This is a genomic window from Variovorax sp. PCZ-1, from assembly GCF_018413605.1.
Taxonomy (GTDB): Bacteria; Pseudomonadota; Gammaproteobacteria; order Burkholderiales; family Burkholderiaceae_C; genus JANMDU01.
This window is the reverse complement of record NZ_JAHCDN010000001.1, coordinates 2,006,536-2,018,403: the sequence shown is the minus strand read 5'-3', so window position 1 is coordinate 2,018,403 and position 11,868 is coordinate 2,006,536. Positions and strand designations below refer to the sequence as shown.

General features: G+C 55.6%; 11 protein-coding genes. 3 read left to right on the top strand and 8 right to left on the bottom strand.

Annotation, left to right across the window (positions count from 1 at the left end; all coding sequences use genetic code 11):
• Positions 1–14: 14 nt before the first annotated feature.
• From KIH26_RS09735 to KIH26_RS09725, 3 genes are read right to left on the bottom strand one after another with little or no spacing between them, the layout of a single operon-like run.
• A complete protein-coding gene (locus KIH26_RS09735; protein WP_213444418.1) occupies positions 15–1,154 on the bottom strand; it encodes an ankyrin repeat domain-containing protein in 1,140 nt (379 codons plus the stop codon).
• Entirely contained in the window at positions 1,151–1,795 is a 645-nt protein-coding gene (locus tag KIH26_RS09730; protein ID WP_349627857.1) for a sigma-70 family RNA polymerase sigma factor, read from the bottom strand. The genes KIH26_RS09735 and KIH26_RS09730 overlap by 4 nt, the downstream gene beginning before the upstream one ends.
• A 26-nt stretch (positions 1,796–1,821) precedes the next feature.
• Complete coding sequence (locus tag KIH26_RS09725; RefSeq protein WP_213444417.1) at positions 1,822–2,667, bottom strand: hypothetical protein; 846 nt, start codon at positions 2,665–2,667, stop codon at positions 1,822–1,824.
• A 232-nt stretch (positions 2,668–2,899) separates the two neighbouring features.
• Between KIH26_RS09725 and KIH26_RS09720 the strand changes: the two genes are divergently transcribed.
• From KIH26_RS09720 to KIH26_RS09710, 3 genes are all read left to right on the top strand, one after another.
• The gene (locus KIH26_RS09720; protein ID WP_213444415.1) at positions 2,900–4,030 is read left to right on the top strand and encodes a TRAP transporter substrate-binding protein; all 1,131 of its coding nucleotides are present in this window, start codon (positions 2,900–2,902) and stop codon (positions 4,028–4,030) included.
• 104 nt (positions 4,031–4,134) lie between these two features.
• Positions 4,135–4,755, top strand: a complete 621-nt coding sequence (locus KIH26_RS09715) for a TRAP transporter small permease subunit (protein WP_213444413.1) — start codon at positions 4,135–4,137, stop codon at positions 4,753–4,755.
• Entirely contained in the window at positions 4,752–6,779 is a 2,028-nt protein-coding gene (locus KIH26_RS09710; protein WP_213444411.1) for a TRAP transporter large permease, read from the top strand. The genes KIH26_RS09715 and KIH26_RS09710 overlap by 4 nt, the downstream gene beginning before the upstream one ends.
• 54 nt (positions 6,780–6,833) lie before the next feature.
• On the opposite strand, the gene KIH26_RS09705 is transcribed toward KIH26_RS09710, so the two are convergent.
• From KIH26_RS09705 to KIH26_RS09685, 5 genes are all read right to left on the bottom strand, one after another.
• Positions 6,834–8,030, bottom strand: coding sequence for an MFS transporter (locus KIH26_RS09705; protein ID WP_213444409.1), 1,197 nt, complete (start codon positions 8,028–8,030; stop codon positions 6,834–6,836).
• Between the two features lies 1 nt (position 8,031).
• Complete coding sequence (locus KIH26_RS09700) at positions 8,032–9,054, bottom strand: endonuclease/exonuclease/phosphatase family protein (protein WP_213444407.1); 1,023 nt, start codon at positions 9,052–9,054, stop codon at positions 8,032–8,034.
• 18 nt (positions 9,055–9,072) lie between these two features.
• Positions 9,073–9,444: an RDD family protein gene (locus KIH26_RS09695; RefSeq protein ID WP_213444405.1), complete on the bottom strand. Its 372-nt coding sequence runs from the start codon at positions 9,442–9,444 to the stop codon at positions 9,073–9,075.
• A gap of 79 nt (positions 9,445–9,523) precedes the next feature.
• Positions 9,524–10,186 (bottom strand): NAD-dependent epimerase/dehydratase family protein, encoded by a 663-nt coding sequence (locus KIH26_RS09690; protein ID WP_213444403.1) that lies wholly within the window; start codon positions 10,184–10,186, stop codon positions 9,524–9,526.
• Positions 10,146–11,810: a DEAD/DEAH box helicase gene (locus KIH26_RS09685; protein ID WP_213444401.1), complete on the bottom strand. Its 1,665-nt coding sequence runs from the start codon at positions 11,808–11,810 to the stop codon at positions 10,146–10,148. Before KIH26_RS09685 ends, KIH26_RS09690 begins: the two co-directional genes overlap by 41 nt.
• Positions 11,811–11,868: the final 58 nt, after the last annotated feature.

The window sequence follows — 11,868 nt, the reverse complement described above, 5'->3', positions numbered from 1 at the left end:
CAGATCAGTTGAGATCATCGTGACTGAGCGAGAAGCTCGGTGATTTCTTGATAACCCAATTCGCGAGCTATATCCGCAGCCGTGAGACCCTTGCTGTTCTTGGTATTGCGGTCCGCGCCAGCAGCCAAGAGGAGGCGCACGCCTTCTGGCCAGCGCTTTATCGCGGCCTGAGTCAGCGCGGGATTACCGTCGGCAGCGATGGTGTTGGGTGATATACCTTGGGCAAGAGTTTGACGCAGTGTGGATGAGTCTTTTGCTTCTATCGCGGCGAAGAGCGGGGCTGAACTGCTGGCATGAGCTAGCTGCGCGGGCGCTGCAGGAGCAGGAGCAGGAGCAGGAGCAGGAGCAGGAGCGGCTCTAGGCGATGCTGCGCGGGCTACTGTTGGAGGCGCAGCGGCGGCTATGTTCTGGGTTGGGGCAAGCTCTATTGAACGTTGAGTAGATGGCTCGGGGACGGCGCTAGAAGCTGCTTTGCGATTGGGCGCATCGGCTGTGACTTTGTCTGCCTGTGATAACTCAAGCGCTGCTGCAGGAGCAGGCGCAGCGGCGATCACTGGCGCGGTATCAGGCACGCGTGTGCGGCTGGCTTCTGTCGCGCCCGCCGGTGTTGGCTTCGCGGCTGAGTTGACTTCCTGGCGTGCTGGTTTGGCTGCAGTAGGCGGTGAGGGTGGAGGGCTTTGCTTACCTGTTGGTGCGAAGGGGCGTGTGGATTCTGTAGCAGGAGCAGGAGCAGAAGCAGGAGCAGGAGCAGGAGCAGCGGCGACACGACTTGAGCTGGGTTGAGCGCTCTTGGCAGCCTCTTGCTCTTGCGGCGTGCCGTGTTCGAACTGCCACCACAGTAATCCCGCTAAGCCCATCACTGCAAAGCTGGCGAAGGCTTTGATATTCCAGAAGCTGTCGTTGGCGGCTTCTGTGGGTTGAGTCGTGTTGTGTAGATTATTTTTAAGGCTTTTTAGGTCGTTCGCCCGCACAGAATCTGCGCGAGGTGCTATTGAATTAATAGTATTCGCTTGGGAGCGAGCCGCCTGCATGATGCGCTCATGCAAAGCTGCGCTCGGCGTATCAGGCAGACCATCGGGCAGCTGTGCCTTAGCCTGCTCGTAGCGATGCAGCAATTCGTCTTGTGGTGAGTCTTTGTGGGTGGGGGAATTCATGACGATGCCTCCAAGCGGGGCTGCATGGCAAAGCCTTGGCGCTCGGGTGACCAAGCAGCTAAATAGGCTTTCAGTTTGCTGCGAGCGTAGCGCAGGCGACTCTTGGCAGTTTCAAAACTCACTTGGCAGCTGGCGGCGATTTCTTCCACGCTCAAGCCACCTTCAGCTTGCAGCAAGAAGGCTTCGCGCTGATCATCAGGCAGCTCTTGCAAAGCTTGCAGCAACGCGCCCGCTTGCTCGCGGCCTTCGAGCTGTCGCAGCGGACCAAAGCCGGAATCAGCGGCGAGATTGCCAAGCCAATCGCTTTGAGAGTTACTGAAATCTTCGGTGCTCACTTCGGGCTTTTGCTTGCGCAGATGATCCACGGTGCGGCTGCGCGCGAGCGTGAAGAGCCAGGTGCGAAATTGCGCAGTCTGCTCCGCGCTAACCGCATTCTCCACATAGCGTGCCGCTTGCTGGGTGACGGTGATCCAAGTGTCTTGCATCACATCCTCCGCCGCTGCTGCATCTCGCAAACTTTTCACAATGAATCGCCAAAGCGCCGTTTCATGCCGCTTGAGGAGCACTTCAAACGCCGCAACATCGCCTTGTGCATAGCGCTGCATCAAGGCGAGATCGGTGGGCTCGAAAGTGTCAGTCACTCAGTGATCATAGCCAAGCCTTGAGCTTAACGATAGGTCGGCGGGTCGGGTACGTAACCCAACGGTGATCCAGGGAAGGGGTCTGGCGCATGCAGGTAGCGTGGGCGCGGGCTGGGGATCACGCCTTGGGCGATGAGATTGGCATGGCTGTCATAGCGGATACGGATGATTTCATCAGGCTGCGCGCTGTTGCGCTCGAACTGCGTACGGCTGACGACAGATGTTTCGCGTTCACCATGCGCAGTGCCGAGCTTGGGTGTAGGCAGCGGAGCAGGCATGCTGGAAGCTGATCGCTCGCGTTCCATAGAGGATGATGCTTTGTCGCTGCTGCTGTTAGCGCGTGAATTTTGTTCAGAGGGTGCAGCTGGCGATGGTAATTCTCTGCGACTAACAACAGGAGGGTGCGGATGCAAAGCAGCGGCTGGTTTCTCTCGAAACAGCGCCACACCAATCACGCCCATATCGCGTGGCTTGCCAATGCGCTCGGCATAGCTATCGCCGCTTGCCGTGAACACGAATGCTGCGACCTGTGAGTCACTTTTACGCCAGCCTTCAATGCCATAGCGCTGACCGCTTTCAAACACATAGCCTGATTGCGAAAAATCCGCCGCCTCTCCAGAGAGCACATTCAGGCCATCGACCGATGTGACTGCAAGTACACGCGAACCACGCGAGTTGCGTATTTGAATCGAATACTTCGCGCCCGGCTGCCCTGCGACCCAATATTCACCACGATGCAAATGCACAGGCAGCGTTTGCCCTGTGCTGCGGTCAATCACATTCACATCAGCGATCCGCCCGACAGCGCTGGCGCTCAAGCTCATACAGGTGAGGGCGCATGCGAGGGTGGTTTGTAAAAAAAGCGGGTTCATACAAGCTCCATTTCAAATGATGCTCGTTGAACGCATTCAGCTTGATATATGGGGTTAAGTTCGCTGAATATTTTTAGTTTGAAGATTAAATTTAGGGTTTACCTTAGGTTTTCAGAGCTATTCCCCATTGTGATAAATGGTATCTCTAGGCTTGGCTTGTCATAGACAAAACTTTGACTGATACTGCGTTCGTTCCAACCCCATTGGACATTTTTCTAACCAGGAGACAACGATGAAGACCCAGCCCTCAACAAAAGGCGAGCCACAAAGCAAACCCGCCCGCCGCCGCTTTCTGCAAGGCGCAGCCGCCGCCACCGCGATGACGGTGCCCATGGTGGCCACTGCGCAAAGCACCACGCTGCGCTTCCAAAGCACCTGGCCCGCGAAAGATATCTTCCACGAATACGCCAACGATTTCGCCAAGAAGGTGAACGACATGGCCAGCGGCAAGCTCAAGATTGAAGTGTTGCCCTCCGGCTCCGTCGTCCCTGCATTCCAATTGCTCGACGCTGTGAACAAAGGCACGCTCGATGGCGGCCATGGCGTGGTGGCTTATCACTATGGCAAAAACACCGCGCTCGCGCTCTGGGGCTCAGGCCCAGCTTACGGCATGGACCCTAACATGGTGCTCGCATGGCACAACTTTGGCGGCGGCAAGGCGCTGCTGGATGAGATCTACAAATCCATCAACATGGATGTGGTGTCATACCTCTATGGCCCGATGCCAACGCAGCCTCTGGGTTGGTTCAAGAAGCCGATTGCAAAAGCATCTGATCTGCAAGGCCTGAAATTCCGCACCGTAGGCTTGGCAGTCGATGTGTTCAAAGAGCTGGGCGCTGCGGTGAACCCACTGCCCGGCGGCGAGATTGTGCCCGCGCTGGATCGTGGCTTGATCGATGCGGCTGAATTCAACAACGCGACTTCTGATCGCTTGCTCGGCTTCCCTGATGTGGTGAAGAATTGCATGCTGCAATCTTTCCACCAGAGCGGTGAGCAATTTGAAATTCTGTTCAACAAAGCCAAACTCAATGCCTTGCCGGCTGAATTGAAAGCTGTGATTGATTACGCCGTTCAAGCCTCGAGCGCGGAGATGAGCTGGAAAGCGATTCAGCGCAACTCAGAAGACTATGCTGCACTTAAAAAGCAAGGTATCAAGTTCTACAAAACACCGGATGCCGTGCTACGTGCGCAACTCGATGCTTGGGATAAAGTCATTGCTGCCAAGGCGAAAGAAAATCCACTGTTCCAAAAAGTGCTGGATTCGCAAAAAGCATTTGCCCAGCGTGCAGGTCAATGGCAAAACGACTACATGGTCGATTTCAAAATGGCTTGGAACCGCTACTTCTCAGGTAAGAAAGCTTGATGGTGGTTTGATCAAAGAGCGGCTGCCCCAAAGGTAGTCGCTCTTTTTTTGATAGCTGCTTGCGCAGGATACATGCCGGCTACAGGCTCATTTGGCTTAAAAATATGCAAAAAATTCTTCTTTTGGTGGACCGAATATCCACTTGGGTCGGGCAGCTCTTTTCTTGGCTGATCGTTGCACTCACGCTGTTGATTTGCTGGGAAGTGTTCTCTCGTTATGCACTCAACAAGCCGCATGGCTGGGTGCTGGATGCGCAAATCATTTTGTATGGCACGCTTTTCATGATGGCGGGTGCCTACACGCTGGCGAAGAACAATCATGTGCGTGGTGATGTGCTCTATGGCTTTTTTGAGCCGCGCACGCAAGCTTGGATTGATCTGATTTTGTACATCGTGTTTTTCCTGCCGGGCGTGTTTGCCATGGCCTGGGCGGGCTGGACATTTGCAGCGGATGCAGTCGCGATCCGTGAGCAAACTTTCTCTGCCGATCCGCTGCCCATCTATCCCTTCAAAGCCATCATCCCGATTGCTGCCTTTATGTTGCTTGCACAAGGCATTGTGGAAATTGTGCGCTGCATCGCCTGCATCCGCTCAGGCGCATGGCCTTCGCGTGAGCAAGATGTGGAAGAGGTGGACGTGGAAAAACTCAAAGAGATGGTGCATGTGAAAGACGAAGATATTGCTGCCGCTGGTCAAGCTGCATTGAAGAAAGCAGGCCAGACATGAAAATCCGTAAAGAACTCTGGTTCGGCTTCATCCTCATGGCCATCATCTTGGCCGGCACAGCGGTGATGCTGCTCTCCGCTGAAAAAGTGACCAATGGCCATCTCGGCCTCATGATGCTCGCGCTCGTCGTGGTCGCGATCATGATGGGCTTCCCCACCGCCTTCACCCTCATGGGTATGGGCATGATTTTCACTTGGATCGCCTACGAACGAGACACGAGCAAAACGCTCACGCTCATGGTGCAATCGGCCTTCAAGGTGATGAGCAATGATGTGCTCATCTCCATTCCACTTTTCGTCTTCATGGGTTATCTCGTGGAGCGGGCGAATTTGATTGAGAAGTTGTTTCGCAGCCTGCACTTGGCCATGGCGCGTGTGCCCGGCTCGCTGGCTGTGGCTACGCTGCTGACCTGCGCGGTGTTTGCCACTGCTACCGGCATCGTGGGCGCAGTCGTCACCCTCATGGGCTTGCTCGCCTTTCCGCAGATGCTGCGCGCGGGCTATGACACACGCTTGGCTGCAGGCGCGATCACAGCTGGCGGCTGCTTAGGGATACTGATCCCGCCATCCGTGATGCTGATCGTGTATGGCGCAACGGCTGGCGTATCCGTCGTGCAGCTCTATGCAGGTGCATTGTTCCCCGGTTTGATGCTGGCTGGTCTCTACATCATTTACGTGATCATCGTGGCCTATTTCAAACCGCATTTGGCGCCGCCTTTGCCAGAAGCTGAGCGGCATATTGATCTGCCCGCGCTCACGCAAAAGCTGCTGGCCAATGTGTCATCAGGTGTGAAAACTCGCGCTGTGCCTGCGCTGCTCACGGGCATGCGTGGCGAGCGAAATAACGGCGTGCCGATGGGCCATATTGCGCGCCAGCTCGGTATTGCCTTGCTGCCACTGATCGTGTTCACTGGCGTATCCCTCTTGTCGTATCGCGTGGCGACATCGCCTGTCGAAGCGGAAGCGCCGGTTGTGGCCAGCACTGGCATGCAATCTTTGGAAGAGAAGCCTGCTGAGACTTCCTCAGGCGGTTTGCAAGAGCCGCCTTCTGATGACAAATCAGAAAAGAAGGAATCTTCCACTGGCTTGGCCGAGCCTCCAAGCGACGATAAGGCTGAAAAGAAAGAAGCTTCTTCCGGTTTGGCTGAGCCGCCGGGCGCTGCGGCAAGCGAGCCTGCCGCAGCCAAAGAAGCTGCTCAGACCACAGGCGTCTCCGAGCCGCCCGGTGCAAATGCGAAGCCTGCAGCGGATGCCAGTGCAGGTGATCGCGTGCCAGCGCCTAAGGGCTACTGGATTGGCCTAGCAGTCGGCGCAGCCGTGATGCTGTTTTTCTACGCATGGCTGAGCTTCGCGCGTCTTGAAATCTTCAAGATGCTGCTCAGCTCCTTCTTCCCACTGGTCGTGTTGATTCTGGCCGTGCTCGGCTCGATCGTGTTTGGCTTGGCCACGCCCACTGAGGCTGCGGCTGTGGGCGCACTCGGTGGCGCGTTGCTCGCGGCCGCGTATGGGCGATTGAATTTCGGTGTGGTGAAAGAATCCGCCTTCCTCACCGCGAAGACCTCGGCCATGGTCTGCTGGCTCTTCGTCGGCTCGGCCATCTTCTCCGCAGCCTTTGCGCTGCTCGGTGGCCAAGAGCTGGTGGAAAACTGGGTGATGTCGATGAACCTCACCAAGTTCCAATTCTTGCTGCTCAGCCAAGCCATCATCTTCATCTTGGGATGGCCGCTGGAGTGGACAGAGATCATCGTGATCTTCATGCCCATCTTCATTCCGCTCTTGGATAACTTCGGCGTTGATCCACTCTTCTTCGGCCTGCTCGTGGCGTTGAATCTGCAAACTGCGTTCTTGAGCCCACCAGTGGCGATGGCAGCGTTTTACTTGAAAGGCGTGAGCCCACCGCATGTGACGCTCAACCAAATCTTCGCCGGCATGCTCCCCTTCATGGGCATCCAAGTGCTCGCGATTGTGATTTTGTATGCCTTCCCACAGATCGGTATGTGGCTGCCGACGGTGCTGTACAGGTAAAGAGCAGTTGAGCAACACAGCCCTCATTGCTACTGAAAGCGTAGCAATGAGGGCTTATTTTTTGCCGGCGAAGTGCTGCAAAAGCATCAAACAAACGGAGACAATCAAGCCGCCCGCCAGCAAATACATGCCGATGCTGACCCAACCCCATTGCACCAGCATGGCAGCGAGAATCGGTGAGCCAATGAAGTTGCCCAGATTGCCAAACTGCACCAAACCGCCGTTAACCAAGGTGATATCTGAGTCACCTGATGTGAACAGTGCAGGGATCGAGCTGATGATTCCTGCGGGCAAAGTGCCCAGTGCTACAAAGCCAAGCATCACCAAAGCTTGTGCTGTCATGCCGCGCTGCGACGTGAACACCAAAACCATACCGGCCAGCACGATGACTACCGCTGAATACCGAACCAGCCGATGACCTGGCATGCCCTTGCTCAGCATCAGCATGGCAATCACCGTGCCTAGCAACGATGCTAGCGGTAGCCACAGGGCGAGTCGCGTCGTGGTTGCAGGCGTGTTGGCTAGGAGACCAGGCAACACGCTCACCAACGCCACAAAGAGCAAGGTGTAGCCAAAGAAGGTGATGGGCACTGCGAGCAGCTTGCCTTCGCGCAGCAGGCGCATCTGCGCGCGCAGCATATCGCTCGCACGAAGCGCGATGCCTTCGCGCTTCGTACTCTCGTTTTGAGGCATCCACCAGCACAGTACACCCACTGCGATGAGCAGAATCGCATGTGCCAAAGCCACGCCGCGCCAGCCGCTAAGCTCTACAACGGTGGGAACTGCGAAGGCCGCGATGATGAAGGTGAGCGTGAAATAGCAGCTCCATATAGCCATAACGCGAGGTTGATGCGAAGGATGGCAAAGCATCAAAATCAAGGTAGGCACAGACACCACAATCGCCATATGCGCCACGCTTTCAATCACACGCGCCATCAGCAACATCGGATAGCTGCTTGCCAACAAAGGCAACACAGAGCCAGCAACTGCGACAGCCAGTCCAAACAGCAAGGTTCGCCGCAAACCTGCCGCTTGGCACAAGGCTCCGGCGAACGTGCCGCCTACAGCCCCCGCAATGCCAATCACAGAGAGCACCAGCGCTTGCTGCACAGGTGTCATCAGCGTTTGCTGGATCAGCCCCGGCAGCATGTAGGGAATTTTGGCGTATTGAAACGACGCTAACAAGCCGGCGGTAAACAGCAGCGCAATCCAATGCCAAGGCGTGGGCATGACGGGTGGAGTGGTTTTCATCCTACTGAAACACGCGAATCACAGCGCGCACAAAGCCATGATCAGAGCGTGAGCGATCCCGGCCTTCCTGCAAGTGATCATTGAAATAATCCACGCGGCGCACATCGCCGATGCTGAATTTGCTGCGTGCTAAAAACTCTTCACTCACAAAGATTTGATCGAGCACTTCAGGCGAGCCCTGATGCACATGGCTGTAGGCCACATCGCGCTTCAAAGCCATCTCGCCTTGTACTTCATAGGCATTCCAAAGCGCTGTATCGCGTGCGCCTCGGTCATAAACCACTTCGCCAGTGGCTGCAATCATTTGCGTGGTCACGCTGTGCGGGCCATCATTGAAATCACCCATCACGATCAATGGCGCATGCGTGCGCTGCAAGACATCGGCCACGATATGCCTCATGGCTGCAGCTTCCGCGCCGCGCATCATCAGGCTGCGCAGGGTGGCGAGCGCCAAGATTTTTGGGTCTTCACGATCTTCCGTGGGATCGCCATTGGCGTCTTGCAAAAATTTAGGCCGTTTGCTTTTCATGTGTGCTGTGAGCATGTGTAGCACTTGACCATGCTTCATCCGCAGCGTGGCGAGCAATGGCGGGCGTTCGAATTTGGCATGCTCACCGAGGCCGGGGATTTGAATGCGCAGTGCGGGCGGAAAATCAACAAAGGATTGCAGCTTTTCGACTTCTAGACGAGTGACGATACCCACGCGCGGCGTATTCTGCGCACCGTTACTCTTTTCGTTGTTTTCAGCGCCGGGCACAGCCACCGTGCTGTAGCGCAAACCCGAGCGAGCGACAGCCGCCTTGATCGCCGCCTCATCCCACACTTCTTGCACAGCGAGTACATCGGCATTCAGTGCAGCAATCCGCCCACCCAGCCATTCAATCTTGCGCTCAAATTCGTTGGCAGAATATGTATCCTGATTCTCATAAAACATACGACCTGGATTGGCCAAATTCAAAACATTGGCCGTAGCCACCGTGAGTGTGGTGACCATGCGCTGGTCATGCTGGAGGTTTGAATTCATACTGTTTCCAGGTATCAATTACATCTGAAGAACTTTGGTGCGACCAAGGTAGTCGCCTAATCGACGTTTACTTTTGCCTGCAATAAACATAGCATCAAAAACGCCTAAAAACATCGTGATATTGCGCCCAAAGGATTGCAAATAGCTACAAGGTTCTTCACTTTGGAAATGAACTACTGAGATCTTACAAAAGCGCTTACCAATACTTTGGCCACCCGGCAAACCATCGCAAAGCATCAGGTAAGCAAACCAGCTTGCAAATGCGTATTCGAGCGGAAGACCAAGTTGTTTGAGTAATAAATAGGTCATCGCACCAAGTGTGAAAGCTATCAAGCCATCAATAAACTGTGCTGTGAATCTTTGACCTATTTTTGCTGACAGACGATTCATTAATACTCTTTCTCGCAGAAGTTGCTTGCCTTGATACTGAGTATGCCAAACCTAACAGCGATTGCTTTGCTTAGATGACTTAGTGAATTTGCATCTGCCCTGAAGGCAACACCGTTTTTCCAGCAACGCCTTTGCGTACTTGGCGCAGCAAGGATGAGGCGACATCGCTGGCTTCTATGGCTTTGTAATTGCTCGGGATGAGAGGATTGAAGAGATTCATCGCGACGAGCGCGATTTTTTCGCCGGGGCGGGCGTTTTGATTCAAGGCTTCGCGGTCGCCAGCTAGGAACGATGGGCGAGCAATGGTGACGCTTGGGTAGCCTAGTTTTGAAATAGCGTCTTCCATCTCACCTTTGACGCGGTTGTAAAACACGCCTGATGCGCTACTTGCACCCATCGCAGAAATGACGCCTATTTTTGTAGCGCCCCGCGCAAGTCCTGTGCGGGCAACAGCCAAAACGGCATCAAAATCTACGGCTCGAAAAGCTTCTTGGCTGCCAGCGACTTTGATGGTCGTACCTAAGCTGATATACACCTCATCGATGTGCGATACAGGCAATGCTTGCGCGGAAGCCGTGCCAAGCTTCGCGAAATCCACCACATGGCTTTGCAGCTTAGCGTGGTTTTGAGGCGATGGCTTGCGCACAAGACTGTGCACCTCGCGGCAAGCGCTATCACTCAGCAAAAGAGCGAGCAGCTCTTTACCGACCAGACCGGAAGCCCCCGCGATCAGAGCCACCATTCCTGTTGCCCCCGCCCCCGCCATTTCCGCTTGATCTGCCGAATGAGTTGCCATTTGAGTTACCTCCAAAACCACCGCCACCCGAGCCGCCGCCTGAGCGACCACGCCCACCGTTGCCACCGCCGCCGTTAGGATGACGGCCACGGCTTGCGAAGCTATCCACGCCAGTGCGCATCGGATCGGGTTGGCCGCCGCCGGAGCCACCATGACCACGAGCGCCATGCGCGGGTGCGTGTGAAGGACTGCGCGAAGGTGCACGAGCAGGCGCATTGCCTGAACGCGAGCCACCGCCACCACCGTTATTCCCACCTCGCCCACCACCAGCGGCGCGTTCACCTTCTTTGCGGGTGTTGATCCGCTGCATCATCTCGCGGCGCGCTGCCTTGCCAGCCGCAGCCATTTCTTCGCGGCTAGGCGGCTTGCCTGCGCCGCCCCAGAGCACTTGCCGGCCCATGGCCATGGGCATGGCTTTCTCGCCTTGCACGGGCGCGAACTCGGGCATGTCTTCACGCGGGATGCGCTGCTTGGTGAATTTTTCAATATCGAGCAAGAAGCCTTCTTCATCGAGGCAGACCAAGCTGATGGCAAAACCATCTTTGCCAGCGCGGCCCGTGCGGCCAATGCGGTGAACGTAATCTTCACTCACGTTCGGGATTTCATAGTTCACTACATGTGGCAGCTCTTCAATATCAATGCCGCGTGCGGCAATGTCGGTCGCGACCAAAGCGCGCAGCTTGCCGCTTTTGAATTCAGCCAAGGCTTGCGTGCGGGCAGATTGGCTTTTGTTGCCATGCAGTGCCATCGCGCTGATGCCTTGCTTTTCTAAATAGGCTGCCACATCGTTGGCGCCAAATTTTGTGCGCGTGAAGGCCAGCACTTGGTTCCACTCGCGGCTTTTGATAATGTGCGCCAGCGCTTCTTTCTTCTTGTCGCGACTCACGAGGCTCCAGCTCTGCGTGATGCGCTGCACTGTGGTGTTGGGCGGTGTGACTTGAATGGATTGCGGGTTGTGCAAAAAGCTCTGAGCCAGCTCGCGGATTTCGCCGCTGAAGGTGGCGGAGAACAAAAGCGTTTGGCGCTGCTTTGGGAGCAACACAAGGATTTTGCGGATGTCGTGAATGAAGCCCATATCGAGCATGCGATCCGCTTCATCGAGCACGAGCATTTGCACGGTTTGCAAATCCAGCACGCCTTGACTCGCCAGATCGAGCAAGCGGCCAGGTGTGGCCACCAGAATATCCACGCCTTTGCGCAATTGCGCGATTTGCGGATTCATACCCACGCCGCCAAAAATCACAGCGGATTTGAGCTGCAAGAATTTGCCATAGGTCTTGATGCTTTCTTCCACCTGCGCAGCCAGCTCGCGCGTAGGCGTAAGGATCAGGGCACGCACGCCAGGATTGCCGAATTTGTTGGGCACGCTGCGACCAAAGGAGAGACGATGCAGCAAGGGCAGGGTGAAGGCGGCCGTTTTGCCCGTACCGGTTTGTGCACCAGCGAGCAAGTCTGTGCCAGCGAGTACGTGAGGAATAGCTTGTGCTTGGACGGGGGTAGGGTTGGTATAGCCCTCAGCTGTTACAGCCTTGAGCAGTGCAGGCGCTAAGCCCAGAGATTCAAAAGTCATGAAAAATTTTCAAAGCAAACCCAGTGGAAATAAAACTGGGTGTTTGCGTCAGCCACCA

Excerpts from the sequence above, each read along its gene's own strand:
- KIH26_RS09735 (WP_213444418.1), bottom strand. The coding sequence starts at position 1,154 with ATGAATTCCCCCACCCACAAAGACTCACCACAAGACGAATTGCTGCAT.
- KIH26_RS09725 (WP_213444417.1), bottom strand. The coding sequence starts at position 2,667 with ATGAACCCGCTTTTTTTACAAACCACCCTCGCATGCGCCCTCACCTGT.
- KIH26_RS09705 (WP_213444409.1), bottom strand. The coding sequence starts at position 8,030 with ATGAAAACCACTCCACCCGTCATGCCCACGCCTTGGCATTGGATTGCG.
- KIH26_RS09720 (WP_213444415.1), top strand. The coding sequence starts at position 2,900 with ATGAAGACCCAGCCCTCAACAAAAGGCGAGCCACAAAGCAAACCCGCC.
- KIH26_RS09685 (WP_213444401.1), bottom strand. The coding sequence starts at position 11,810 with ATGACTTTTGAATCTCTGGGCTTAGCGCCTGCACTGCTCAAGGCTGTA.
- KIH26_RS09690 (WP_213444403.1), bottom strand. The coding sequence starts at position 10,186 with ATGGTGGCTCTGATCGCGGGGGCTTCCGGTCTGGTCGGTAAAGAGCTG.
- KIH26_RS09700 (WP_213444407.1), bottom strand. The coding sequence starts at position 9,054 with ATGAATTCAAACCTCCAGCATGACCAGCGCATGGTCACCACACTCACG.
- KIH26_RS09710 (WP_213444411.1), top strand. The coding sequence starts at position 4,752 with ATGAAAATCCGTAAAGAACTCTGGTTCGGCTTCATCCTCATGGCCATC.
- KIH26_RS09695 (WP_213444405.1), bottom strand. The coding sequence starts at position 9,444 with ATGAATCGTCTGTCAGCAAAAATAGGTCAAAGATTCACAGCACAGTTT.
- KIH26_RS09715 (WP_213444413.1), top strand. The coding sequence starts at position 4,135 with ATGCAAAAAATTCTTCTTTTGGTGGACCGAATATCCACTTGGGTCGGG.